General features: G+C 70.6%; 22 protein-coding genes. 11 read left to right on the plus strand and 11 right to left on the minus strand.

The window, feature by feature from the left end:
- Positions 1 to 11 precede the first annotated feature (11 nt).
- Positions 12 to 683, minus strand: a complete 672-nt coding sequence (locus H4281_RS39565) for a GntR family transcriptional regulator (protein ID WP_182895964.1) — start codon at positions 681 to 683, stop codon at positions 12 to 14.
- Positions 684 to 862: 179 nt separating this feature from the next.
- Between H4281_RS39565 and H4281_RS39570 the strand changes: the two genes are divergently transcribed.
- Both H4281_RS39570 and H4281_RS39575 read left to right on the plus strand, forming a co-directional pair.
- On the plus strand, positions 863 to 1,342 hold the full coding sequence (locus tag H4281_RS39570; RefSeq protein ID WP_182895965.1) for a hypothetical protein: 480 nt from the start codon (positions 863 to 865) through the stop codon (positions 1,340 to 1,342).
- A gap of 1,113 nt (positions 1,343 to 2,455) precedes the next feature.
- Complete coding sequence (locus tag H4281_RS39575; RefSeq protein ID WP_312872267.1) at positions 2,456 to 3,340, plus strand: trypsin-like serine peptidase; 885 nt, start codon at positions 2,456 to 2,458, stop codon at positions 3,338 to 3,340.
- A gap of 576 nt (positions 3,341 to 3,916) precedes the next feature.
- Here H4281_RS39575 and H4281_RS39580 read toward each other — a convergent pair.
- The 6 genes from H4281_RS39580 to H4281_RS39605 all read right to left on the minus strand — a co-directional run bounded on the left by H4281_RS39580 (position 3,917) and on the right by H4281_RS39605 (position 10,025).
- Complete coding sequence (locus H4281_RS39580; RefSeq protein WP_220508522.1) at positions 3,917 to 4,468, minus strand: hypothetical protein; 552 nt, start codon at positions 4,466 to 4,468, stop codon at positions 3,917 to 3,919.
- 109 nt (positions 4,469 to 4,577) lie between these two features.
- The gene (locus tag H4281_RS39585; protein WP_182895966.1) at positions 4,578 to 5,237 is read right to left on the minus strand and encodes a hypothetical protein; all 660 of its coding nucleotides are present in this window, start codon (positions 5,235 to 5,237) and stop codon (positions 4,578 to 4,580) included.
- A 258-nt stretch (positions 5,238 to 5,495) separates the two neighbouring features.
- Positions 5,496 to 5,822 carry a hypothetical protein gene (locus tag H4281_RS39590; protein WP_182895967.1) on the minus strand — a complete coding sequence of 109 codons (327 nt, stop codon included), beginning with the start codon at positions 5,820 to 5,822 and terminating at the stop codon, positions 5,496 to 5,498.
- A gap of 83 nt (positions 5,823 to 5,905) precedes the next feature.
- Positions 5,906 to 6,721: a hypothetical protein gene (locus tag H4281_RS39595; RefSeq protein WP_182895968.1), complete on the minus strand. Its 816-nt coding sequence runs from the start codon at positions 6,719 to 6,721 to the stop codon at positions 5,906 to 5,908.
- A gap of 94 nt (positions 6,722 to 6,815) precedes the next feature.
- Entirely contained in the window at positions 6,816 to 8,342 is a 1,527-nt protein-coding gene (locus H4281_RS39600) for a CehA/McbA family metallohydrolase (RefSeq protein ID WP_182895969.1), read from the minus strand.
- 882 nt (positions 8,343 to 9,224) lie between these two features.
- Positions 9,225 to 10,025, minus strand: coding sequence for an alpha/beta fold hydrolase (locus H4281_RS39605; RefSeq protein WP_182895970.1), 801 nt, complete (start codon positions 10,023 to 10,025; stop codon positions 9,225 to 9,227).
- Positions 10,026 to 10,482: 457 nt separating this feature from the next.
- Here H4281_RS39605 and H4281_RS39610 point away from each other — a divergent pair, with 457 nt between their 5' ends.
- Positions 10,483 to 11,004 carry a 2'-5' RNA ligase family protein gene (locus H4281_RS39610; RefSeq protein ID WP_182895971.1) on the plus strand — a complete coding sequence of 174 codons (522 nt, stop codon included), beginning with the start codon at positions 10,483 to 10,485 and terminating at the stop codon, positions 11,002 to 11,004.
- Here H4281_RS39610 and H4281_RS39615 read toward each other — a convergent pair.
- Genes H4281_RS39615 through H4281_RS39625 form a run of 3 tightly spaced genes read right to left on the minus strand, consistent with a single transcriptional unit; the run spans position 10,946 to position 13,084 of the window.
- The gene (locus H4281_RS39615; RefSeq protein ID WP_182895972.1) at positions 10,946 to 12,028 is read right to left on the minus strand and encodes a hypothetical protein; all 1,083 of its coding nucleotides are present in this window, start codon (positions 12,026 to 12,028) and stop codon (positions 10,946 to 10,948) included. The genes H4281_RS39610 and H4281_RS39615 overlap by 59 nt on opposite strands.
- A gap of 7 nt (positions 12,029 to 12,035) precedes the next feature.
- Positions 12,036 to 12,644, minus strand: a complete 609-nt coding sequence (locus tag H4281_RS39620) for a hypothetical protein (RefSeq protein WP_312872268.1) — start codon at positions 12,642 to 12,644, stop codon at positions 12,036 to 12,038.
- A complete protein-coding gene (locus H4281_RS39625; protein WP_182895973.1) occupies positions 12,641 to 13,084 on the minus strand; it encodes an XRE family transcriptional regulator in 444 nt (147 codons plus the stop codon). Before H4281_RS39625 ends, H4281_RS39620 begins: the two co-directional genes overlap by 4 nt.
- Positions 13,085 to 13,328: 244 nt before the next feature.
- Between H4281_RS39625 and H4281_RS39630 the strand changes: the two genes are divergently transcribed.
- Both H4281_RS39630 and H4281_RS39635 read left to right on the plus strand, forming a co-directional pair.
- Complete coding sequence (locus H4281_RS39630; RefSeq protein WP_182895974.1) at positions 13,329 to 14,273, plus strand: NAD-dependent epimerase/dehydratase family protein; 945 nt, start codon at positions 13,329 to 13,331, stop codon at positions 14,271 to 14,273.
- Positions 14,270 to 16,444 carry a glycosyltransferase family 2 protein gene (locus H4281_RS39635; RefSeq protein WP_182895975.1) on the plus strand — a complete coding sequence of 725 codons (2,175 nt, stop codon included), beginning with the start codon at positions 14,270 to 14,272 and terminating at the stop codon, positions 16,442 to 16,444. The genes H4281_RS39630 and H4281_RS39635 overlap by 4 nt, the downstream gene beginning before the upstream one ends.
- Here the strand turns inward: H4281_RS39635 and H4281_RS39640 are convergent.
- Positions 16,374 to 16,880, minus strand: a complete 507-nt coding sequence (locus tag H4281_RS39640) for a GtrA family protein (RefSeq protein ID WP_182895976.1) — start codon at positions 16,878 to 16,880, stop codon at positions 16,374 to 16,376. The two genes, H4281_RS39635 and H4281_RS39640, sit on opposite strands and share 71 nt — an antisense overlap.
- 187 nt (positions 16,881 to 17,067) lie before the next feature.
- On the opposite strand from H4281_RS39640, the gene H4281_RS39645 reads away from it, so the two are divergent.
- From H4281_RS39645 to H4281_RS39670, 6 genes are all read left to right on the plus strand, one after another.
- Complete coding sequence (locus H4281_RS39645; RefSeq protein WP_182895977.1) at positions 17,068 to 18,225, plus strand: NAD-dependent epimerase/dehydratase family protein; 1,158 nt, start codon at positions 17,068 to 17,070, stop codon at positions 18,223 to 18,225.
- Between the two features lie 106 nt (positions 18,226 to 18,331).
- Positions 18,332 to 19,645 carry an SWIM zinc finger family protein gene (locus H4281_RS39650; protein WP_237600240.1) on the plus strand — a complete coding sequence of 438 codons (1,314 nt, stop codon included), beginning with the start codon at positions 18,332 to 18,334 and terminating at the stop codon, positions 19,643 to 19,645.
- Positions 19,642 to 21,084 (plus strand): DUF5691 domain-containing protein, encoded by a 1,443-nt coding sequence (locus tag H4281_RS39655; RefSeq protein ID WP_182895978.1) that lies wholly within the window; start codon positions 19,642 to 19,644, stop codon positions 21,082 to 21,084. Before H4281_RS39650 ends, H4281_RS39655 begins: the two co-directional genes overlap by 4 nt.
- The gene (locus H4281_RS39660) at positions 21,081 to 22,166 is read left to right on the plus strand and encodes an ATP-binding protein (RefSeq protein ID WP_182895979.1); all 1,086 of its coding nucleotides are present in this window, start codon (positions 21,081 to 21,083) and stop codon (positions 22,164 to 22,166) included. Before H4281_RS39655 ends, H4281_RS39660 begins: the two co-directional genes overlap by 4 nt.
- A complete protein-coding gene (locus H4281_RS39665; protein ID WP_182895980.1) occupies positions 22,163 to 24,343 on the plus strand; it encodes a DUF5682 family protein in 2,181 nt (726 codons plus the stop codon). Before H4281_RS39660 ends, H4281_RS39665 begins: the two co-directional genes overlap by 4 nt.
- Positions 24,340 to 25,500: a VWA domain-containing protein gene (locus tag H4281_RS39670; protein ID WP_182895981.1), complete on the plus strand. Its 1,161-nt coding sequence runs from the start codon at positions 24,340 to 24,342 to the stop codon at positions 25,498 to 25,500. Before H4281_RS39665 ends, H4281_RS39670 begins: the two co-directional genes overlap by 4 nt.
- Positions 25,501 to 25,614 lie beyond the last annotated feature (114 nt).

Here is a 25,614-nt window from a genome sequence, read left to right on the forward strand (position 1 = left end):
GCTCCGGCTGTCTAGTGCGCCGCGAGCACGCCCTGCGCCGCGAGGAAGTCGACCAGCAGGTCCCCCGCCTCGCGGATGTGCGCCGCCATCGCCTCCCGCGCCGCGTCCGGCTTGCGCTCGTTCAACGCGGCAAGCACCCGGTCGTGGTCGTCTCGCGCCAGCAGCGGCCAGCCCGGGATGTCCGCATACGCCGAGAACGGCACGTACCTGAGCGTCAACGACAGCATCCACGTGAACTTCGGCGCGGCCGCCGCGTGATTGACCATGCGGTGCAACGCGAAATCGGCCCGCTCCGTCGCGTCGAGGTCGCCCTCGCGCACGGTCTTCTCGATCTCGCGCTGGAGGTCGTCCAGCCGAGCCAGCCCCGCCGGATCGAACGCTTCCGCCGCCCGCGCGGCCAGTTCGCCCGAGACGTAGGCCTGCATCGCGTAAACGTCGACGACGTCCCGGCGCGTCACCGGGATCACCCGGAATCCGCGCCCTGGACGGAAATCCACCATGCCCTCGCCCGCGAGCGCCATCAACGCCTCGCGGACCGGGGTCGCGCTGACGCCGAGCCGCTCCGCCAGATGCTCGGTGCGCAGCCGCTCGCCGCCGCGGACCGCGCCGGTCAGGATCAGATCGCGCACCTGCTTGGCGACCCGAGGACTCAGCCGTTCGCGCGCTTCTCCGGCCACTGTCACGAAAACTCCCCGCCAGCGTTGGATTTCCCGCTATCGTAGCCTTTCTCCGCCGATGTGACGCCGGTCACTTTTCCCGCCGGAGAGAACCTGGGGAGGGGGTCGCGGCGACTACCCGGACGAACCCATGCACGGGTGAACCGCAAGTGTCCTCAATGGACACACCGAGGGAGGGAAACCGAATGTCAGTCAAGTCTTCGATCCTGCGCCGTGGCCGCCTTGTCGCAGGCACGGCACTCGCCGCAGCCGCCATCGCGGGCGGCACGATCGGCGTCGCGGCCGCAGCGACCGGCGATCGTCCAGCGGCTCCCGCCGCAGCACCTGTCGCTGCCGCTGCCGCCCAGCCGCCCGCCGCCGAACAGCCCCCAGAGGGCGCCCGCGCGACGGTGAAGGTCGACCCGAACCCCGCCGCCCCCGGCGGAGACGTCACGATCACCGGCAACTGCGGCGGAGGAAAGGGCTTGAAAAAGGTGATCGGCGGCTACCCCGGCCACCAGGTCCTCAAGGAGGTCAAGATCGTCGACGCGAACCCGGACGCCTTCAAGGCAACAGCCAAACTGACGACGAAGATCGGCAACGGAGTCGGCCCGGTGATGGTCGACTGCGACGGAGAAGCAGGCGTCACCCTGCTGGTGACCCACACCCCTCCGGCGGGTGAGTGACGATGACGCTCCGCGGCACTCGAGTGACCCGCTTCGGCTCGGAGGCGCAGTTGCCTCAGTAGACGAGGGCGCTCGACTTCGGCGGATCGCAGTGGCGGGCCGTCTGGTGCCGGTCCGGTCGGTGGCCAACGACCGGGCCGGCACCACCTCGATGACTCGACACAGGCCGGCTCTGCCCCGGAGACGGCACCCGCCGAGGACGCCATGGCCTGACACTGGCCATGGCCGCCTCGGCGACGTCGCCGATCAGTGAGCGCTGCCTTCGTCCGGCAAGCGGCCGTGTCGGCCAAACACTTGCCCGCCAACGCGGACGGCCAGAGCTTGGCTCGGAGAGACAACTCGGGAGGGCCGCGCAAGAAGCGCTCCCGAGCCAACTCTCCGAGGCTAGCCGCGGAGGCGCAGCAAACGCGGACGACTGCGGCTCGGCCAGGCGGCGTCCCGCGGGCTGCCTGCGCAGCAGGCAGGTGACCGGCCAGTCCCCCAGGCTGGCCGGTCACGCCCGCGAACACGGACGGCCGCAGGCTGCTCAGCCACGCAGCGGCGCGCAAGCTGCCTCCCTGACTGGCTAGTCCCCGGGCTGGCCAGTCACGCCCGCGAACGGGGACGGCCCCGAGCCCAGCCCGGCCGCGTCCTGCGTTGCTGTCCGCCTGACCGACCAATCCCCCAGACTCGCCAGCCACGCCTGCCCAGTGCCTGTGCGAGGGGCGGACGTCACCTCCTGGCACTCCGCCGCCGACACCGACAGGAACGACAGACATCGCCTCCCCGCGCCCACCACCCGGAACCGACGCGGAGGGCAAACATCACCTCCTGGCACCCCGCCCCCGACACCGACGAGAACGACAGACATCACCTCCCAGCGCCCACCGCCCGGACCCAACGCGGAGGGCAAACATCACCTCCTGGCGCCCCGCCCCCGAGGCGATGCGAGGCACCGGAAAGGCCGGTCTCGAACCCGCCGATCACCCGCGCACCCACCCCCGCGAGGGTGGAAAATCCCAGCCTCCGCAGCCCGAATCCCCCTGCTGTGAGCCGATGTGCGAGCGCTGTGAGGTTGCTGTGCATCCGCCCGCACGGGATGCCTGCCGGGCGTCGGCGTGGTCATCTTGAAGCGTGAGAGTCAACGTTTCCCGGACAGCGCTGATCGTCTGCGCGGCGGCCGCGATCGTCGCGACCGGCGGTGCCAACGCCGTCGTCGACACCGCTGACGTCACCGGCCCGGCCGTCCAGCCGAGCGGCGCGGGCACCCCGGCCGTTTCGACCGGCGGTGATGCCCGCGGTACCGGGACGAGCACCTCTTCCAGCAGCACCCCCGCCGTTTCGGCCGGCGACGCTTCGCGCGGCACCGGAACGAACACCTCGTCCAGCACCCCGGCGGCCGCGACGGCCAGCCCGGCGGTCGGCGCGTTGTTCTCCGGCGGCAACCACTTCTGCTCAGCCAGCGTGGTGCACAGCCCCGCCGGCGACCTGCTCCTCACCGCCGCGCACTGCGTCAGCGGCGACGTCTCCGGCATCACTTTCAAACCCGGCTACCACGACGGCATCGCCCCTTACGGCACCTGGCAGGTCACCGCCGCGATCGTCGCCGACGGGTGGAAATCCTCGTCCGACCAGGACCTCGACTTCGCGTTCCTCAAGGTCGCCCAGCCCGGCTCCGCGAGCCTCGAAAGCCTCACCGGAGCCAACCAGCTCGGCGTCAACCAAGGCTTCTCGCACACGATCACCCTCACCGGCTACCCCGACGGCACCGAGCAACCCGTCGTCTGCACGGGCACCACGACCCAGTCCGACACCTACCAGCAACGCGTCGCCTGCCCCGGCTTCCCCGACGGCACCAGCGGCGGCCCCTGGGTCGTCAACCAGGACCCGACCACCGGAACCGGCACCGTCATCGGCACGATCGGCGGCTACCAAACCGGCGGCGCCACCCCGGACGTCTCCTACAGCGCCTACTTCGACGACGACATCGCGCAGCTCTACAACTCGGCGATCAGGTGAACTAACGCCGCGAGCAGCCTTGCACCAGGCGGAGTGACCGGCGATTCCACGACTGCGCGACAACCAGCCCTGCAACTACTGCTTCTCCGCGGACGCCCCGCAACAGCGGGACACCGCCGTGTCCGGTTCCGGCCGCCAGCGCATTCCGCAACAGGAAGCACCCTCGGCACCCGGTCGTGCTTCGGGAGGACGAAAAACAGACTCTCACCGGCCCGAGGCAGCCCGGCGAAGTTATTCGAGGACAGCAGTACCGACACGTCACCGGGCAGAGGGCTGTGTGTGTCCCGACGCTCGTCTTGCGGAGCTGCCTGCCGCGGGAGACGCCAGAGCCGCCCGGGAACCGCGACGGTCACGTCAGGTCGTGCTTCCGCCTTCGACAGCGAAGGCCGGAAACCGGCAGTGCGGAGGTCGTGCTCGGCGGCCGATCAACCGCGCCACTCTGAACTCCCCGCGCTGCGACAAGTGCCGTCGCCGCCAGGGGTGTGGACCAGCGCCGAAAGCACCATCCGGCAGCGTCCGGACAGCCCCGGGCACGAAACGAGGTTTCTCAGCGACAGTCGGCGATGCTCGCGGTCGTCAGCCCCAGAGCGGCACTGCGTGCTCTGCCGCGCGAACGACGGCGTTTCCGTCGAGGGTGACGGAGGTGAGGTCGATGCCCAGGTCCGGCCACTCCGCGACGAATTCAAAGGGGCCCGGCGGCGGGAGCGGCCAGAGCCAGAGCCGCTGATGGCGGTCGTAGTACTGGTCGCTGCTCGCAGCGTCGCCCCCGGCCTCGACGAGCATCGGGCCCTCCGGCCGGTCGGTGGGATGAGCCCAGCCGGGAAAAGCGTGTTCGACTGTGGTCGCCCTCGAACCGCCGGGAAAGCGAACGCCCACTTTCAAGCCCCCGGCACCCGGCTGAGGACCGGAAACGTAGTCGAAATCGTTTCCGGCCACGCTTTCCCACGCCGGATCGTCCAGCGAGCCTCGCCGTATCGCCAGGTGCAAAGCGAGCAGGCAGCCCTCCGGGAAAGCGACCGCGTAATGCAGCGCGGCCGCGACGCGGTCAGTCCGGGCGACGAACTGCTGGATCGGCACTATCTGCCCCAGGACTTCCCTGGGCGGCCCCTGCCAGGAAGCGGCATCCATGCCAGCGATTCTAGCAGCCCCGGCGACGCCGGTCGAAACCGGAAAACGCGGCCGTCCGGAAAACGGAAAGTTCCCCGGGAATCCCCGGGGAACTCGCTGGCCGCAGAATTCAGAGGTAGATCGAGACACTGGGATGTCCGGAGTGGCAAATAGTGCCGTCGATCAGCGTCGCGCCGCCGTTGTGCACGCGGTCGAAGGTGTAGCCGAACTGGTTCAAACCGGTCCAGATACGCGCCGCCTTGTCATCGAAAATCGCTCCGCTGTAGGTCTGGTGGGACGTTCCGTTCCGGTCGCTGAGCGAGACGTCCCAGGACCAGAAGAAGGCTTTCGCGGGCGTGTTGCTGAACCCGCTGGCGACCGCGACCTGGTTGGTTCCGGTCTGGCTGACGCGAATCCAGGAGCGGCCGCAGTTGCCCCACACCTCGGCGTAGTCCGTGTTGGCGGCCGCGGGTCTCGCGCTCCCGCCGGACGGGGCTGCCGGCTGCGGGTGCACGATGACGCTCTTGGGCAGGTTCGACCGGGGGTCGATCGGAACCGACTGCCGGTCGCCGTTGGCATAAGTGACGATCCGGTAGCCGTGTGCCTTGGCGACCGCCGCGTCGAAGTCCACCGCGTGCATCCCGAGCCGCGTCTCCCCCTGCGCGCCCGGGGCCTCCGCGGCGCCCGCCGCGGAGGCCCCGCCGAGAACGCCCAGCACCACAGCGAGCGACGCCCCGGCGAGCACGGCCAGCCGAGCCGAAATCCTCCTCGGTTTACGGTTCTTGGTCATTTTTCGGCACACCTTTCCTTTATGTATTTTCCAGCAGAGTTTCTCCGCATAACCCAGGAGACGGGTGGGCGCACGGAAACCAACTCGTCGGCGACGATACCGAACAGCAGCTGCCGGCACAGCAAAAACTAAATGCGAACCCTCGCCGGGATCTTTCCGCGGCGCCCGTCCCCATATCAAGCAGTATCGACCCTAGGGCAGGAGAATCGCGACTGTCAACGGATGATTATCCGGCATGGTTCGGCCTTGATTATTCCATTATGAAGAAATCGCCGCGACGCGTGCGCCCGTCCGGCGAATCCGGCCGGAAAAAGAATCGGAGACGCGGATTCGACCAGCATGGCGGCGCGATCGGACCGCGAGTGCTGAATCGTCGGCGTCGCCCGCGTCGGCGGCTTCGGACGCGACGCGCGGAACAGCTTCACTAGCGCGCGGCTTCGGCAAGTCCCGCGACACGGTGGCCGCTTCGTCGAATCCGTCGAAAGCGGCATCGATTTCGCGCGGAAACGAGGCAACGCGGGATGCGCTCGCGAACGGCGGCAGCAGCGCTGTGGGCAGCAGGCGACGGGCGCCGTTGTGCCGCAACCGCGCACCCCTCTCCGATGGAGACCAGTGCGTTCGCGCGTGCACTGCGCAGGTTTCCCGAACGGGACGCCGGACCCGCGAATTCAGCTGGAGCTAGGCGGCGCAACCGGTGCTTGATGCAGCGAGAGATTCTGTCCCGCCTTCTCGTCCGCAGCCCACGCACCGGACTCCGCGGTCCACGTCTGACCGGCGAAACTCACCCGGTCCACCCCCAGCTTCGCCGCGCGCGCCACGAGCCAGCTAGCGATCCGCCAGCCCTCCGCGGCCGGGTGGGCGCCGCTCAAACGCGCCGTGCCGAGTTCTGCGTTCGCGACTGTCACCAGGTTCGCGGGCGGGTTCAGGGTCAGGTTCCGGCAGGTCAACGCCGCGGGGTAGGTGCCCGTCAGCGCCCCGGTCAGCGCGGTGGCTTCCTCTTCCCACTGCGCGTACGCGTCGGGCGCGCCGGAGCGCTGCACAGCCTGCGCGGCCTCGGTGATCGGAATCGTCTGCCAGTTGTCGAGTTTCGCGAGCTTCTTGTAGAACTCCGTCGCCGAGTAGACCGGGTCCTGGAGCTGGTCGGGAGTGCCCCAGCCTTGGCTCGGGCGCTGCTGGAACAGGCCGATCGAATCCCGGTCGCCGCCGCTCAGGTTGCGGAGTTTCGACTCTTGCAGGGCGGTCGCGAGGGCGACCGTGACCGCGTGCGAGGGCAGCCCCTGCTTGATCCCGACGGCGGCGATGATCGCGGCGTTGTTCATGGGCTCCGGTTGAAGCGTGTACTGCGGCGCGGAGGCGTCGTTCGGCCCCTTCGGCAACGCGACAGTGCAGCCGGGGGTCTTCACCTCGTCACTGCTCGAAAACATGACCACCACGACGACCACCGCCGCGAGCGCCACGACGACCGCCAGGATCGCCGCTCGCACGCCACACCCGCGCACCCGTGCCCGCCCTTCCCCACTGCCCGCTTCAGGTGCACAGTCTGCCCGGACGTTCCGGTCGCGGGACGCTCGGGTCGGGTCAGCCCGCGTCGGCGGCGCCCAGGAAGATCGGGTTCGACATGGCGACCATCGCGTTCGGCGTCGTCGTCTTCGGACCGCCCGACGGACGCCGCACCTCGACGCGGACCCAGCGGCTGTAGCGCGGATACGTCGTCCACGTGACGGTCGCGGTGCCGGACTCCGGGACAGTCTCGCTGTGCTCCGGACCAAGCTGATCGAGGAAGGTCACAGTCGTCCCGGGAACTCCGCGAACGACCGCGCGCACCTCGACCGGCGTGCCGATGCCCGCGACGAGCCGTCCGCCGATGCCCGCGGTGCGGCCCGCGCCGGAGACGGAGAAGCCGAGCTGCACGTCCTTCGATTCGGCGAGCCACGACCGGCCTGCCTTGAGCCCGGCGAGCAGTTCGGCTCGGCCCAGCCGGTCCGCCTGGACGACCGTGTGCGGAAGCGCCACGGTGTGGTCCGGGTTGTGCGCGTCGGAATCGCCGATCGCCGGGATCCACCGGCCGCCGCGCAGCAGGCCGTCCCAGTGCGTGACGCTCGCTTCGTCCTCCGGGGTCCACGGCCCGTTCCAGACCTCGACGAGGTCGGCGATCTCGTACGCGAATTCGTACGTGCAGCCGAAGCAGTTCGCGAACGGATGCGCGGCGGTGACCAGGCCGCCCGCCCGGTGGACCTGGTCGGTGAACCGCCGGAAGTCGCGCGGGTCGGCAGCGCGGTAGCGCCAGTCGATCCACGTGCCCGCCGGGACGCCGATCGCGGGCCAGTGCCCGGACCGCGTGGTGACCTCCTCGCCGTTCAGGATCAGCAGGTCCTCGGTGGCGTAGTCGCCCCACACCAGCTGCGAACTGGACGTGTTGTGGTCGGTCGACACGATGAAGTCCAGACCGGCCGCCCGCGCGTCCGCGACCAGCTGCTCGGGCGTGCGCTTGCCGTCGGAGTGGACGGTGTGCAGGTGGGAGTCGCCGCGATACCAGGACCGGCCGCGGTCGCGCGCGGGCGCGGTCTCCGGCGCCGGGTTCGGCTGGAACGGCTTCGAGGTGTCGCGGCCGAACGTCAGCGTCACGTCGACGCGGTAGTTCAGCCCCTGCGGCGCGACCGTGTACGGACCGAGGATCACGTGCCAGCGGCCGGGCGTGACCGGCCCGGCGAGGTACCCGGGAGTCGCCTCGGCAGCACTGATCGAGAACCGGTCGCGGAAGCCGCCGGACCAGCCCCGGAAGCCGCGCCGGGTGCCCAGTTCGTGCCCCTCCGGGCCGAACATCCCGATGTCGCAGGCGTTTCCGCGCGTTCCCGCGGGCACCGACGGCTTGTCGTAGGAGTAGACGACGTCGATCTGCTTCACGCCGCGCGGCACGTCGACCGGGAGGTAGTACCAGTCGGGCACGTCCGGGCGGAAGGTGCCGGTGACGGTCTTCGTCTGCTGCCCGGCGCCGGGCGCGGGCGCCGCGAACGACACGCCCGGCACCATGCTCATCGCCGCGCCCGCCGCGACGACGCCTCCGGCCCGGAACAGGTTGCGCCGGTTGAGTTCCCCAGTGGACATGGCTTACCTCCGCAGCAATGAAGTCGCGCCGACGCTAACCCCCGGGGCCACCCCCTACAACGACGCTGCGGTGAACACTCGGCGACTCACCTCGGCTGCCTCGACCGCCGCGCCAGACAACCGACGCACGACGGCCGGGACTGCTTGCCGCACACGGAATCGCTGAGCGGTGCCTGTTGCCCGCACAGCGAACCGTGCTGGGCAGTTCGCCCTCGCCCGACACCGTCCCAATGCCGCATCAGCCCGTGCGTCGCGCGGCACAGGACCTGATGCCGCACATGGACAGCTGAGCAGCCGACTGCTGTCGCACGGCGAACCACGCACGGCAGCTCGCCTTGCCCAGCACCGACCTGGCACCCATCGAACCGCGTATCGCACGGCGCGGAACCGCCTGCCCCGCACGGAACAACCAGGCACCCACCGCCGCACAGCGAACCACGCACGTTGACTGGCCTCGCCCAGCACCGACCCAACGCCTCGTCAACCGGCGCATCGCGCGACGCAGGACCACCTGCCCCACACGGAACAACCAGGCAGCCGCCATGGCACGGCGAACCACGCACGGCAGCTCGCCCGACGGTGCATCGCGGCGCAGGCCGCCGCACGGAACAACCGAGCACCCGCCCGCCACCACGCAGCGAACCACGCACGGCGGCTCACCTCGCCCAACGCCTCGCCAAACCGCGCACCGCTGAACTACCTGCCGCGCAGGCAAGAGCCAAGCCGCACCTCAGCACCCGTCGCACGGCGAGTCACGCACGTCGGCTCGCCCGGCACCGCCCCAGCACCTCACCAAGCCGCGCATCGCACGAAGCGGCACCACCCGCCGCACACGAGACAGCCGGGCGCCCGCCATCCCGCCGCGAACACCCCGCGCGCCCCTCACTCCACCGCACCACTCCCCTCCACGACCCGGTCCAGCCATTCCTCCATCAGCGCCTCGAACAGCACCGGCTGCTCGAACTGCAGGTTGTGCCCCGCCCGGTCGAGCACCGCGTAGCTCGCCCGCGGATAGTGCCCCAGCAACCCGTACAGCTCCGCGAATCCCGTGGAAGCGTCCTGCCTGCCGCACACGATCAGCGTCGGTTTCCGGTACGCCGGGCCGCTTTCCGGATCGGTCGACAGCGTCCAGCCTGCCAGCATCCGCTGCAGCGCGGCCCGGTCGGCGGCCGCCAGGCCGGGCGCGACGTCCGCGCGGAAACGGGCCAGCGTCTCCTCGGACTGGACCACGGCCATCTCCCCGTACTCCGCCGCCTCCGCCGGGTCGAGACCCGCCAGCAGTTCCGGGTCGGCGCGCAGCACCTCGTGCTCCGGCACGTCCCGCTCCAGCACCGGCACCGGGCGGCCGACCGGGCACACCAGCGCCAGCCCGGCGACCTGCGCGGGCCGCGCCCGGGTGAGCCCGCGCGCCAGATAACCGCCGTACGACTCGCCGACCAGCAGGAACGGCTCGTCCCCGATCAGGTCGTCCACCAGGTCTTCCAGCCCCGCGACCAGGTCGTCCGACCCGCGCGCGGATCCGGCGGGCGACTCGCCCATCCCGGGCAGGTCCGGGTAAATCCGCCGGAATCCGGGCCGCCGCGCGAAGACCGGCTCGAGACAGCCGGTCATCAGGCGGTGGTCCGGCATCCAGCCGTGCACGGCCAGCACCGGCGTGCCGGAACCGTGTTCGACGTAATGCATCGTTTCCTCCCTGTTCGCCGGCCACCGTTGTACCGCGGGGCACCGACAATTTCCGGGACTCCGGCGGCCGGGAGGAGGCAGCGCCGGCCGCCGGGCGGCAATTCCGCGAGAATTCCCCGGAAAGTCAGCCGCGGGAGCTGATCAATTCTCTTTCGGGTGCCGGCCGCCCCGGAGCGGGACGGCGCGGAACACAAGCCAGCAGAAGGAAACCTGCCACGACGCCCAGGAGCACGTGGCCGGTGACGGCGCACAATCCGCACAATGCGGTCCATAGGACGATCTTCATCCACCGAGTGTAGGACCGCCGGGAATCGCCGTCGGCGGACTTGGGGAAGACTTAGGGTTCGGTCAAGCGGAATTCCCCGGAAGAAGCAGAAAAGAAAGGGTTGCCTTTCCTTTCCGGAGAGAGCGGGCCCTTGCGGTGCGCCGCCGCGGGCGGTCCGGCAGGATCGGGAGCGTGCCCACGCCCGGAACCAGCGCGCTCGTCGTCACGCTCCCCTCCGCCGCCGTCCTGCTCGAAACCGCCGCGGCCGTCGACCCCGGACTCGTCCGTCCCGGCCTTCCGCCGCACGTCACGGCGCTGTACCCGTTCCTGCCCGCCGACCGGCTCACCGAGCAAACCGAAGCCGATATCAGCCGGCTCGCCGCCAGCGTCCCCGCGCCGGAAGTGCAGCTCGCCGACCTGGTCACCGCACCCGGGTTCGTCGCGGCGGCCGCCCCGGCGCTCCAGCCCCTCGCCGACGCCGTATGCGATCACTGGCCCGACGTGCCCCCGTACGGCGGACGCTTCGGGGCGCACCCGCCAGCACACCTGACGATCGCCCTCGGCGGCACCGACGATCAGCGCGCCGAGGTCGCCGAACGCGCGCGAGCAGCCCTGCCGATCACTGCCCAGGCGGACACGCTGCACCTCGTCGTGCTCACGGAGCAGGGTTGGCAGCTCCGGCTGTCGGCTCCGCTCGGAACTCCTGCGCGATAGCCCGCAACCGAGCCACATCCGCTGCGAAAGCCGTCTCCTGGGACAGCACCGGCGGTTCCGCGGGCTCGTCCAGCACCGGCTCCGAACTGCGCAACACCTGCACAGCCGCGCTCGGCGACAACTCAGGCCCGACCCCGGACAGCAGCAACCCGTCGTTGATCTCGCTCATCATCGTCAACAACCGCTCCCGGCCGGTCCCCGACGCGTCGTCAAGCCGGACGACGTCCGGGTACCGAGAAGCCAGGTGCTCCCGCAGCGGCCGAAGCACCGTCCGCGTCCGCGCGTCGCGCACCGCCCGCCCCAGCGCGGGCAACGCAGGCACCGTCAGCCCCACCACGATGAGGAGCACCGAAACCGCCGGAAAGCCGACCGCGAGCGTGCATCCAACCGTCGAGAACGCGCCGCGGCACAGCTTCGTGACCGGATGCTCCGCGGTCAGATCGCCGATCAGGTCGACGATCTTGCCGACCAGGTAAGCGAAAGCGAACACACAGGCCAGCAGCATGATGCCCAGCCCAGCCCGCAGCGCACCGGTGCCCGCGCGCACCGCCCCGGCCGACACCACGGCGATGTCCGCGACCGCCAAACCCAGGTACAGCGTGTAGACGGCGATGTACACGACCAGCGTCGGATTCGAACGGTAAAGCTCGTCGAAGAGCCCGACGCCCGTCGGCAGCCCGCGTGTCGCGAAGAACGACGCGGTGAGCACGACAAGCGCGATAATCAACGCCCCGCGCCGCGCGCGCCGTCGACGCTCTGCCACGCCACCGATCTCCGCGACAGTCACTTCGATGCCGTACGCGGCCACCATCGTCGCGAGGTTCGACAACAGCCGCCCAAGGCTCGGGTACAGCTGGCTCTCGATCGCCTGGGCACTGTCGGCGAGCAAGCACAACGCGACGCCGAGGGCGATCAGGCTGGTCGCGAGCCCCGCGCCCGCACCGGTCCGCCGCGCCCGCACCGCGCGCCAGATGCCGACCGCGAGAGCGAGCAGGCCGACCCCGAAGAACAGAACGTCGATCATCCGCGCGCTACCCGAGCAGCGACGCGAAGCGCCGCGCACGATCCGCGGCCGGCCCGGAAGCGCCTGGCCGCAACCGGGCCCCGTCCTCGGTGGCGGCGCTCATCAGGAACACGGCAATGAGCTCCGCTTCGTACTCGTCGGAATTCGTGGTGACGCGGGTGAGCAGATGCGACAGCAGGTGCGCGCTGAGATCCGGCGCGAGCCTCGCCGCTTCGGCGTCGGTGAGCACGCATTCGCCGCGGTGGTCGCACAGCAGGTGGGCGATTTCGTGGGCGATGATGTGGTCCTGGTGCAGCGACGACGTGCCCGCCGCGTACGCGACGAGGTCGAAGTCGTCGTGCCGCTGCCACGCGCCGGAGGGCTGGCCGGGCGCGTAGTCGACCGCGACCAGGTCGATGTCGCGGCCGCGGTGCCGTTCCAGCCGGTCGATCCACGCGTTCATCGACCACGGCCGCGGGGCGGGCACGTGCCGCAGCAGGTCGCGCACCCGGTCGCGGGCGCGCGCTCGCACGGTCGGGTCGATGTCCCCTCCCGAGGCGATCGGCGGCTGGACCAGCCTGGTGCACCGGGGAGACCCCGGCGCTCCGGCCGTCGCCAGCATAGCCGCCCGGATCACTCGGGCTTGCGTCCGCGCCGGGTGCGCTCGCGTCCCTCGGCGTAGCTGCCGAGCTGGTCCATCAGGGCGGAAACGGTCTGCCGGTCGCGCTCGGACAGCTGCATCGCGCGCTGTGCCAGGTCGCGGGCCTGGGTGTCGCGCCAGGCGAGGACGTCGGCGACCTGCTCGTCGACCCGTCCGGCGACCTCGTCGTCGAAGAAGTAGGTGACCGGCACGCCGAAGAACCGCGCGAGCGCCTGGATGTGCGACCGTTTCGGGTCGCGCCGGGCCCCGACCGCCAGCTGCTGCACGTGCGTGGCCGACATGCTGACGCCGGTCACGTCGGCGACGCCCTGGGCGATTTCGCGGTACGAGTAGGGCTTGCGGTCCGGCGGATGCACGGTCGCGATCAGGTGCGCCAGCCGTTCCGCGAAGCTGCGCTCCTCCGCCTGTTCGGCCATGCCGCCCCCACCACCGTTCCGTCTCCGTAACAGCGACCAGCATAACCGTCCCGAAAACTTGACACCAGCCGTCCCGTTCCGGCTACACTCGCCCCGCGCATCGTTTAGAAAACTAAACACCGGGATCCGCGTGCGGTCGCTGGGGGTGCCCGCACGCGGTCCCGCGCCTGCCTGCGCCCGTCCGTGCCGGTCCCGGCGAGGGACGCACAAGTGGCGCACAGGCTGCGGAGGTAGGTTGTGCGCCATGACACTCCCCCACAGTCCGGAAAGGACACCCGTCGTCGTCACCGGCGGCAGCGGTTTTATCGGCCGCGCTGTCGTCCGCGAGTTCCGTGAACGCGGCTATCCGGTCACTGTCGTGGACCGCGTGCGCTACGAGACGACGGACGAGGGAGTGCGCGTCGTCGTCGGAGATCTGCGTGCCGCCGAAACCCGCGAAGCAGCTGTCGAAGCAGGCGTCGGCGGGATCGTGCACCTCGCCGCACTGACGTCTGTGCTGAAGTCCGTAGAGCTGCCGCGCGACACGTACGCGGAGAACGTTGCGGTGACACAAGAACTTCTCGAACTGTGTCGCGTACGCGAGGTGCCGCGCTTCATTCTCGCGTCCACGAACGCAGTGATCGGCGACGTCGGCACTAACACCATCACGGTCGACCTGCCCACGAAGCCGCTTACGCCATACGGTGCCACGAAAGCGGCCTGCGAGATGCTGCTGTCCGGCTACGCCGGCGCGTACGGGATGACGACGTGCGCGTTGCGCTTCACCAACGTGTACGGGCCGGGGATGTCGCACAAAGACAGCTTCGTGCCGCGCATGATGCGCGCGGCGTTGAATAATGAAGGCGTGCGGGTGTACGGCACCGGCGAGCAGCGTCGCGACCTCGTCCACGTAGACGACGTTGTGCGCGCGATCGCGCTCGCGTACGAGAGCGGCTACACAGGGCGTGCGATCGTCGGTGCCGGACGTTCGGTGTCAGTGCTGGAAATGGTCGAGACCGTGCGCGCGGTGACCGGGGCCGAGTTGCCGATCGAGCACGTGCCCGCGCCCGCCGGGGAGATGCCCGCGGTGGTCGTCGACGTCTCGGCGAGCGCGGAAACCATCGGCTACCGCCCGGAAATCACCCTCGCCGACGGACTCGCCACGGCCTGGAAGTACTTCTCCGGACTGGACCGGGCCGAGGCGCCGTGACCGGATTCCTCCGCCGCCACGCGTTCCTGCTGGTGCTCCTCGCCGCGGGAACCACGCTGCGGGTGCTGGCCTGGATCGCCTACCGGCCCGCGCTGCTGTACATCGATTCCTTCCGCTACCTGGACAATCTGCACGGCCTGCGCGCCGACGGGATCAACCCGGTCGGCTACGACCTGCTGCTGAAGCCGCTGCTCGCGGCAGGCGGGCTGTCGTTCGTCGCCGCCGTTCAGCACCTGGCCGGGCTGGCGATCGCGGTCGGGGTCTACGCGCTGGCCCGGCGGCTCGGCGCGCGCAACTGGGTGAGCGCGCTGGCCGCCGCGCCGCTGCTGCTCGACGCCTACCAGGTGCAGATCGAGCAGAACATCATGGCCGAGGTGCTGTTCGAGGCGCTGCTGTTCGGGCTGCTGTGGCTGGTGCTGGCCAAGGGGAAACCGAACTGGCGGCGGATCGCGCTGGCCGGGCTGGTCGTCGGGTTCGGCGTGCTGGTAAGGCTGATCGGCGTCACGATCGCCGCTCCGTTCCTGCTGTACGTGCTCGCCGCGGGCAGCGCGTGGCGTTCGTGGCGCGGCTGGCGCGACGCCGGGGCCGGGCTGCTCGCGATCCTCGTCGTGGTGGTCCCATACGCGGCGAAAGTCAAGGCAGAGACCGGAAAATGGGGCCTGAGCGGGCCGTCCGGCAGCATGCTCTACGGCCGCACCGCCGCGGTCGCGGACTGCGCGAAACTCCAGCTCGACCCGGTCGTGCGGCAGTTCTGCCCCACTGAACCGGTCGAGAACCGGCTGGTCGACAACTACACGCACGCCGACCTCGACCCAGCGTGGCCCGGCCCGCTTCCGCCCGGTGCGGACAAGGGCGAACTGGCGCACGAATTCGCGATGACCGCGCTGAAAGCGCAGTGGCGGGACGTCGCGACGTCGATCCTCGGCGACTTCGGGAAGAGCTTCCAGTTCACCCGATACACCTCGTCCACCGACGTGCCGATCGACCGGTGGCAGTTCCAGCTGAGCTACCCGGAGTTCGCCGATCCCGCCGCGGTCAAGGCGGTCACGCAGCAGTACGACGGCACAGATCCCAAGGTCAACGAGCCGATCGCGGCGTTCCTGCGGGATTACCAGATCAACGGCGGGTTCGTGCCCGGTGCGGTGCTCGGGTTCTTCGCGCTGCTCGGCCTGCTGACCGTGCTGCGGCGCAAGAAACCCCGTCACCCGGCGCGCAGCGGCGCGTTGTTCGCCGCCGGCACTGGATTGTTCCTGCTGTTCGGGTCCGCCGTGTTCGAGTTTTCCTGGCGCTACCAGCTTCCGGCGCTCGTGCTGCTGCCCGTCGCCGGTGCTCTCGGGTTCACCACCCTCACCGTAGCCAGCCGGCGTCGCCTCGCCAGTTATCCGGACACTGTCGACGAAGGCGCGATCAAGGACTTCCACGACCGGCATCCCGGCGCGAAGCTGTCCGAGCTGACCGTGGTGATCGCCGCGTACAACGAAGCCGGCGGCATCGGCCAGGTGCTGGAGAAGATGCCCGACGAATGTCTCGGGCTGCCGGTGGACGTCCTGGTGGTCGTAGACGGCGGTACGGACAACACTGCGGCCATCGCGGAAGACCATGGCGCGTACGTGTGCGTCGCGCCGACCAACCGCGGCCAGGGAGCCGCGCTGCGCCTCGGATATCACCTCGCCGCCGAGAACGGCGCGAAGTACATCGTCACCACCGACGGCGACGGTCAGTACGACAACAGCGAAATGGCCGAGCTCCTCGCGCCGTTGCTGGACGGCACGGCAGATTTCGTGACGGGCTCCCGGCGTTTGGGCCACGAAGAGGCCGACAGCCGGATGCGCTGGATCGGCGTGCGCGTGTTCGCGTGGCTCGCGTCGGCGCTCACCTGGCGGCGGATCACCGACACGTCGTTCGGATTCCGTTCGCTGCGCGCGGAACTCGCGTGCGCGATCCCGCTGAACGAACCGCAGTACCAGTCGTCGGAACTGCTGCTGGGCGCGACCGCGCAGGGCGCGCGCGTGCTCGAACGGCCGATGAGCATGCGGCTGCGCAAGGCGGGCAAAAGCAAGAAGGGCGGCAGCGTCGTGTACGGCGCGAACTACGCGCGGGTCATGACAGGGACGTGGTGGCGCGGGTACGTGCTGCGCCGCGGTCGAAAACGAACCGGTCGAGCATCGTGAACTTCGCGACGAACACCAGTGCGTAGCTGAGCACGTACGCCGCGTCGAGCAGCACGACCCACCAGAAATGCGGCAGCTGCAGCGGCGCGAGCAGGTGCCCCGCGAGCGTGGTCAGGCCGACCGAGGCGAGGCCGCCGAGCGAGATGACGAGGACGTAGGGCAGCAGCTCGCGGACCGGTTCGGGACGGCCGCGGCGGCCCCACACCCAGCGCCGGGTGAGGAAGAAGTTCAGCACCGCCCCGGCCGCGAACGCACACGCGCTGGCCAGCCACGGAGCCCCGCCCGCGGCGAGCACCGCGATCAGCGCGGCCTGGCTGAGCAGGGTCGCGGCGACCGAACTGGCGGCCGCGCGGACGAACCTGGCCAGGCCGCGGCGGCGCGGCTTGGGCGATTCTTCCGTCGTGCGGGGGTTCGCCGGGTTGGTTACCGTCGTCATAGTCCCAGTCTCCCCTCGGGCCGCCGGCTCCGCCGCGCGACCCCCCGGCCCACAGCGGATTCACAGCTGACTGCCAGCCGAACATCAGCGGCGGGCGATTAGGTTCGGATCTGCCACCGCGACACCGGGCGTCGTGCAGAACGAAAGGCCGTGCCTGTCGCGAAAACGAAAGGAAAGGGTGCTCTGGATGCGAGTGCTGGTTCTCGGCGGTGACGGTTACCTAGGCTGGCCCACTGCGCTCCACTTGTCGGACAAAGGCCACGAAGTGGCTGTTCTGGACAACTTCGCGCGGCGGCAGTACGACGTCGAACTCGGCGCCGAGAGCCTTGTCCCCATCGAAGACCTGAGCACCCGCACCGACGCGTGGCACGCGGTGTCCGGGAAGCGCATCGAACGCTACGAAGGCGACCTGCTCGACGCGGAATTCCTGTTCGGCGCGGTGCGCGAGTTCCGCCCGTCGGCGATCGTGCATTTCGCCGAGCAGCGGTCCGCGCCGTATTCGATGATCGACCGCGAGCACGCCGTCTACACGCAGCACAACAACGTGGTCGGCAACCTCAACCTGCTGTACGCGATCGCCGAGATCGACCCGGACATCCACCTGGTCAAACTGGGCACGATGGGCGAGTACGGGACCCCGAACATCGACATCGAGGAAGGCTGGCTCGAGGTCGAGCACAACGGCCGCCGCGACCGGATGCTGTACCCGAAGAAACCGGGCTCGTTCTACCACCTGTCGAAGGTGCACGACTCGCACAACATCGAGTTCGCCTGCCGGATCTGGGAACTGCGCGCGACCGACCTCAACCAGGGCGTCGTGTACGGCCAGCAGACGCCGCAGACCGCGCTCGACCCGCGCCTGGCCACGCGATTCGACTACGACGCGGTGTTCGGCACGGTGCTGAACCGGTTCGTCATCCAGGCCGTGCTGGGGCAGCCGCTCACGGTGTACGGCAAGGGCGGGCAGACGCGCGGCCTCATCGACATCCGCGACACCGTCGAGTGCATCCGGCTGGCTGTGGAGAATCCGGCCGAGCGGGGCGAGTTCCGGGTGTTCAACCAGATGACCGAGAGCATGTCGGTGCGCCGGATCGCGGAGGTCGTGGCCGACCGCTTCCCCGGACCGGTGCAGATCGAGAACCTGGACAACCCGCGGGTGGAGCAGCCCGAGCACTACTACAACGTCAAGCACACCGGGCTGATCGGGCTCGGGCTGGAGCCGCATCTGCTGTCGGACACGCTGATCGAGTCGATGTTCGACATCGTCGGCGCGAACAAGCACCGGGTGAACGACGACCGGCTGCGGCCGACGGTGCGCTGGCGCGGGGCGGTCGAAGCTTCCTGATTTCCGCTGCTCGCCCCCGCCGCCCGCGAAAATTGTCGGTGGCGGGTGGGATGCTCTTCGAGTCAGCCCCCGAGGGGGACGGGACCGGAAGAGCGGCAAGGGAAACGTGGGGGACGAAGCAGCGGCGCGGTGGAGCTCCGAGAGGGTGCTCGAACTCGCGCCGGACGCCGCGTCGGCGAAAGCCGGGCGCGGGCAGGCGGCGCCGGCGAAGTGGTCGGACGCGGGCGCGTCGGGCCGTGCTGTCTGGGGCGCGTGCCAAGGCAGCGGGAAGCGGCCGTACCAGACGACGGTGGAGACGGCCGGGCCCGCGTTCCGGTGCAGCTGTCCGAGCCGGAAGTTCCCGTGCAAGCACGCGCTGGGGTTGCTGCTGCTCTGGGCGGACGGGCAGATCCCCCGCGCGGAGGAGCCCGGATGGGTGCACACGTGGCTGGACGAACGGGCTGCGAGGGCGGAGCGCGCCGAGAAGAAGACGGACGCTCCGAAGGATCTCGAAGCGGCGGCCAAGCGGGCGCAGGACCGGCTCGCGCGGGTCACCGCCGGGGCCGCTGAGCTGCGCGGATGGCTTGCCGACCGAGTGTCGGCCGGGTTCGCGACGTTCGAACGCGGCGGCACTGAGGAGCTGTACACGGTCGCCTCGCGGATGGTCGACGCGCAGGCTCCCGGTCTGGCGAACGGCCTGCGCCGGGCGGCGGCGCTGGTCGGGCGCGGGCGGGACTGGCCGGATCGGCTGCTGGCCGAGTTGTCGCTGGTGTACGTGCTCGCGGACGCGGCGAGCAGGCTGGAGTCGCTGCCCGCCGCGCTCGCCGGCACCGTCCGCACCCGGCTCGGGTTCTCGGTGAGCAACGCGCAGGTGCTGGAGTCCGGCGAACGGGTGCCGGACCAATGGCTGGTCACCGGCGCGGTCGACGAGGAGCAGGACTCGCTGCGCAGCAGGCGCACCTGGCTGCGGGGCAAACGCAGCGGCCGGGACGCGCTGGTGCTGTCGTTCGCTCCGCCCGGGCGTCCGCTGGACAGCTCGCTGCCGCCGGGGTACGTCGTCGCGGGAGAGCTGGTGTTCCACCCGGGAGCCGTGCCGTTGCGGGCAGTGTTCGACCATCGGGAGGAACCCGTCGCCCCGGAAAACGAACCGGTTGGCGGGACTTTCGGTTCGGCCCTTGCCGAGCACGCTGCCGCGCTCGCGGCTGATCCGTGGCTGGACCGGTGGCCGGTGCTGGTGAGCGAGCTCCGTCCGGCTCGGCACGGGGGCGGATGGGCGCTGTCCGATGTGGACGGTGCCGCGCTGCCTTTGGCTCCTTCTGTGGATCCGTGGCCGCTGCTGGCGCTCGCCGCCGAACGGCCGGTCACGGTGGCTGCGGAGTGGACGACGGCGGGGCTGCGGCCGTTGAGCTGCTGGCATCGCGACGGGATGGTGCGACTGTGACTGCTTGGAACGACCTCGTCAGCACTGTCCTGCTCGGCACCCGCCGCCGGACCCTCGACCCCGCCGAATTGCCTTCCGGGGTAAGGGAAATCGCCGAACAGCGCGCCGACCCCGCCGACCAAGCGCTCGCCGCCGCGGCCGCATACACCGGCTATCGGCGGGCCGGGCAGCAACCGCTTGCCGGCATCGAACCCGAACCCGCCGCAGTGGAGGACACCCGGCCGTTCATCCCGAATGCGGCGCGGGCGCGGCTCGGGCACCTGCTCTCCGCGAACCGGCCGGAACTGGTCGAGGAATGGCTCGCCACGGTGGCGGACAAGGGATTCCGCGTCCCGGCCGAGCGGCTGCCCGTCCTCGCCGACGCGGCACGGACCCGGGTGTCGCTGCGGGCGCCGCTCGCCGCGGTCGCCGGGCCGGTCGGCGCGTGGCTCGGCGAGCGGAATCCGGATTGGGCGTTCCTGGTCGCCGCAGCGGACGACACCAGCGACGACGCCTGGCAGTTCGGCGCCGCCGCGCGTCGGCAGGCCTGGCTGGAGCGCGTGCTCGCCGCCGATCCCGCCCGCGCGCGCGAGGCACTCGCCGCTGCGTGGGGCAACGAACCGGCTGACCTCCGGGCGACGTTCCTGGCTCTCCTCGGCGAGCATCTCGCCGACGAGGACGAGCCGTTCGTCGAAGCCGCGCTCGGCGACCGGGCGGCCGGGGTGCGCGAGATCGCGCTGCGGCTGATCGGCCGGTACCCCGGTTCAGCCTCCGGCGAGCGGATGATCGAACGGCTGCGGGCCTGCGTCACCGTGCGCAGCCGCGCGCTGCGGGCCGATGTCCTCGAGTTCGCCCCGCCCGAACCGGACGACAGCTTGATCCGCGACGGCATCCGCGTCCCGGCGGGGCCCGGGCAGGGCACCGCCCGGCTGCGCGCGATCATCGCCGCCACTCCCCTGCGGTTCTGGGCCGAGTACGGCACTCCGGGCGAACTGGCCGGGATGCTCGTCGAAGGCCCGCCGCTGAACGTGGTGCGCGAAAGCTGGGCCACCGCCGCGCTTCGGCAGCGAGACGAGCAATGGGCGCAAGCCCTCGTGGAGGCCGAACCGGGCGGGCGCAGCACCGCCGCGCTCATCGGCGTGCTGTCGCCCGGACACCAGGCCGCCACAGTCGCGAAGCTGACGCGCGGACTGCCGGTCGAAGCCTTGACCCGGCTCATCCTCGACCTGCCGCAGCCGTGGCCCGCCGCGCTCGGCACGGTGCTGCTCGACTGGGTCGCCGGGCAGCGGGACCACCGGCTGGTCGCGCACGCGGCAGCGCTGATCGCGAAAGCCGTGCCCGTCGCCTGCCTCGGCCATCCGCTGGCCGAGATCCCGCTTCCCGGCGAAGCCGCCCCGTGGCGGCGCGCAGTCGCCGAAACCCTGTCCTTCCGCCGTGAAATGCACAAGGAGCTCGCATGACGTCCCCCGTCCTCCGGCCGCACGCCGAACAGGAATACGCCGGCGAACTGGCCGCCCTCGCCGCGGCCGACGACCGGGCGAAACCGCCGTCGTGGCGGCTTTCCCCGTGGGCGGTGGTCACTTACCTGCTCGGCGGGAAACTCGACGACGGCACCGAGATCAGCCCGAAGTACGTGGGCCCGCGGCGGCTGATCGAGGTCGCGGTCGCCACCCTCGCCACCGACCGCGCGCTGCTGCTGCTCGGCGTGCCGGGCACGGCGAAAACCTGGGTGTCCGAACACCTCGCGGCGGCGATCAGCGGGGACTCCGCACTGCTCGTCCAAGGCACCGCGGGCACCGCCGAGGAGCAGATCCGCTACGGCTGGAACTACGCGCGGCTCATCGCCGAAGGGCCGAGCGACCAGGCACTGGTGGAAAGCCCGATCCTGCGCGCGATGCGCGACGGCAAGGTCGCCCGGCTCGAGGAACTCACCCGGATCCCGGCGGACGTGCAGGACTCGCTGATCACGATCCTGTCCGAGAAAACGCTGCCGATCCCCGAACTGGGCTCCGAAGTGCAGGCCCGGCCCGGGTTCACGCTCGTGGCCACGGCGAACAACCGGGACAAGGGCGTCAACGAACTGTCGAGCGCCCTGCGGCGGCGGTTCAACACTGTCGTGCTCCCGCTGCCGGACACCGCCGAAGCCGAGGTGGACATCGTCCGGCGGCGGGTCGGTCAGCTCGGCGCCGCGCTGTCGCTGCCCGCCGAAGCCGCCGATCTCGCCGAAATCCGCCGTGTGGTCACGGTTTTCCGCGAGCTGCGGGCCGGGCGCACCGAGGACGGCCGCACCGCGGTGAAGACCCCGTCGGGCACGCTCTCGACGGCCGAGGCGATCAGCGTCCTCACCGGCGGTCTCGCGCTGGCCGCGCACTTCGGAGACGGCGTGCTGCGCGCACAGGACGTCGCGGCCGGGATTCACGGTGCGGTAGTCAAGGATCCGGTCGCCGACAGCGCGATCTGGAGCGAGTACCTGGAGACCGTGGTGCGCGAGCGGGAAGGCTGGGCCGACTTCTACCGGGCAGGCCAGGAGATCGCCGGATGACCACCCATCTCCTCGGGATCCGGCACCACGGTCCCGGTTCGGCTCGGGCGGTCGCCGCCCGGCTCGCCGAGCTGGAACCGGACGTGGTGCTGATCGAGGGACCGCCGGAAGCGGACCAGCTCGTCGATCTCGCCGCGGACGACGACATGCGGCCGCCGGTGGCGCTGCTGGCGTACGCGTCCGACGACGTGTCGCGCGCGGCGTTCTGGCCGTTCGCGGTGTTCAGCCCGGAATGGCAGGCCCTGCGGTACGCCGCCGCGGCCGGTGTGCCGGTGAAGTTCTGCGATCTCCCCGCGGCGCACCAGTTCGCGCTCGGCGAGGAACGGACCGCACCGCGCACCGATCCGCTCGCGGAACTCGCCGCGGCGGGCGGATACGACGATCCGGAACGCTGGTGGGACGACTTCGTCGAGTCCCGCCGGGGCGGGGAATCGCCGTTCGAGGTGATCGCCGACGCGATGACCGCGCTGCGCGAAGGCGACCGGCCGGACGACCCGCACGAGCAGCGGCGCGAGGCGTACATGCGGACCGTGCTGCGCAAGACGCGGAAGGAAGGCCACGAACGGATCGCCGTGGTGTGCGGGGCCTGGCACGTGCCCGCGCTGGCCGATCCGCTGCCGCCCGCGTCCAAGGACCAGGCTGTCCTCAAAGGACTCCCGAAGCGGAAGGTCGTGTGCACGTGGGTGCCGTGGACGCACGGCAGGCTCGCGTCGGTCACCGGATACGGCGCGGGCGTCCGCTCCCCCGGCTGGTACCACCACCTGTTCAGCACCTCCGGCGACGTCACCACCCGATGGCTCACCGCCGTCGCCGGAGTGCTGCGCGAGGAAGACCTGCCCGTCTCCACCGCGCACGTGATCGAAGCAGTGCGGCTGGCCGAGACGCTGGCCGCGCTGCGCGGCCGGTCGTCCGCCGGACTGGCCGAGGTCGACGCCGCCGCCCGCGCGGTCCTGTGCGGAGGCGACGACGTCCAAGCCGACCTGGTCACCCGACGGCTCGTGGTCGGCGAACTGCTCGGCGAGGTCCCCGACCACGTACCCCAAGCACCGCTGGCCGCCGACCTGATCGCCACCGCCCGGCGGCTCCGGCTCAAACGCGAACCTCAAGCGCGGGAGCTGGATCTGGACCTGCGCACCCCCGGCGGCCTCGACCGCTCGCGCCTGCTGCACCGCCTCCACATCCTCGGCATCCCCTGGGGCGAACCGGAACTGTCCTCGGTGCGGAACAAAGGCACCTTCCGCGAGACCTGGACCTTGTGCTGGGAACCCGGTTTCGAGGTCGACCTGGTCGCCGCAGCGGTACACGGGACCACCGTGCCCGCCGCCGCCACCGCAGTCGTGCGCGAAACCGTCGCCGAATCGCCCTCGCTCGCCGACATCACCGCCGCGGTAGAACGCTGCCTCCTGGCCGGCTTGGGCGACGCCCTGCCGGAAACCCTCGCCGCCCTGGACACCCGCGCAGCCGCCGACGCGGACGTCGCGCACCTCATGACGGCTCTGCCTCCGCTGGCACGAGCGACCCGCTACGGCGACGTCCGCGGCACCGACACCGCACAGCTGCAAGAAGTCGCCGACCGGATCCTCGCCCGGGTCTGCGCGGGCCTTCCGCCCGCCGTCCACGGCATCGACGAGGAGGCCGCCGCACAGTTCTGCGAACTGGTCGACGACGTCCACGAAGCCACCGACCTCCTCGGCGACGCCGCCCGCGACCGCTGGTTCGCCGCGCTGGCCCGCCTGTCCGCCCGCGATGCCCTGCCGCCGCTCTTGGCAGGCCGCATCGTGCGCCTCCTGCACGACGCCGACCTGCTGGACGGCGCGGAAGTCGAACTCCGGCTGGGCCGCATGCTCACCCCCGGCATCGCCCCGACCGACGGCGCGGCCTACGTGGAAGGCTTCTTCTCCGGCGGCGCCCTCCTGCTGGTCCACGACGAACGCATGCTGCGGGTCGTCGACACCTGGCTGGCCTCGATCCCGCCTGAGGTCTTCACCGAGGTGCTTCCCTTGCTGCGCCGCACTTTCGGCGCCTTCGCCGGTCCGGAAAAACGCGCCATCGGCGAACGCGCCGCCACCCTGTCCGGCACTCGCCGGGCCGAGCCGGCGCGAGCAGAAGACCTGGACGAGATCCGCGCCGCAGCCGCCCTGCCGGTCTTCGCCACCCTCCTGGGAGCCGCCTCGTGAGCACCGATCCCGAACGCCTCCGCCGCTGGCGCCTGGTACTGGGCGGAGATTCCGACGGCACCGGCCACGCACTGTCCGAAAGGGACACCGGCGTCGACAACGTGCTGGCCGCCCTCTACGACGAGCGCCCCAAGAACTCCCGCGGCAGCGGCGACCGCAGCGGCGGCCTGCAAGCCTCCGCACCACGAGTCGCGCGCTGGCTCGGCGACATCCGCGAGTACTTCCCCGGTTCCGTCGTCCAAGTCATGCAACGCGACGCCGTAGACCGCCTGGGCATTACCCGGATGCTGCTGGAACCGGAACTGCTCAGCGCCGTGGAACCGGACGTCCACCTGGTCGGAACCCTGTTGTCCCTCAACAACGTCCTGCCCGACGAAACGAAGGAAACCGCCCGCACCGTCGTACGCAAAGTCGTCACCGAACTAGAGGAACGCCTGGCCGAACGGACCCGCGCGGCAGTGCGCGGCGCACTGGACCGGGCCGCCCGCACCCAACGCCCCCGAGGCGCGGACATCGACTGGGACCGCACAGTCCGCCGAAACCTGAAGCACTACTCCCCCGAACTGAAAACCATCGTGCCCGAACAGCTTTTCGGTTTCGGCCGCCGGGAACAAAGCGTCCGGCGCGACGTGATCCTGGCCGTCGACCAATCCGGCTCAATGGCAGAATCCGTAGTCTACTCAGGCGTTTTCGGCGCCGCACTCGCCTCGATGCGGGCACTGAGCACGAAATTCGTCGCATTCGACACCGCGGTCGCCGACTTGTCCGACCACCTGGACGACCCGGTAGACGTCCTTTTCGGCACCCAGCTGGGCGGCGGCACCGACATCAACCGCGCATTGGCGTACTGCCAAGGGCTCGTGGAACGCCCCGAACAAACCCTCCTGGTGCTGATCAGCGACCTGTACGAAGGCGGAGTCCGGGACGATCTGCTGCGCCGGGTCGCGGACCTGGTGGGATCCGGCGTGCAGGTGGTCACGCTGCTGGCCCTGTCGGACTCCGGAGCGCCGTTTTACGACCGCGAAAACGCGGCCGCGCTCAGCGAACTGGGGGTGCCCGCTTTCGCCTGCACGCCCGACCTGTTCCCGGATCTGACGGCTGCCGCACTCCGAAGGGAGGACTTGACCCGCTGGGCCGCCGCGGCGACAGCGCAATGACCGGGAACGCCGAGTCCGCCGGGAGTGTTCGGCGCGCGCGAAGGAGCGGACCCCGCTCGCCGCTCCGTCCAGCCCAGCAAAGCGTGTCGGGTGAGCCGACGCGTCCGCCGTTCG

The organism is Amycolatopsis dendrobii, assembly GCF_014145675.1.
Lineage (GTDB): Bacteria > Actinomycetota > Actinomycetes > Mycobacteriales > Pseudonocardiaceae > Amycolatopsis > Amycolatopsis dendrobii.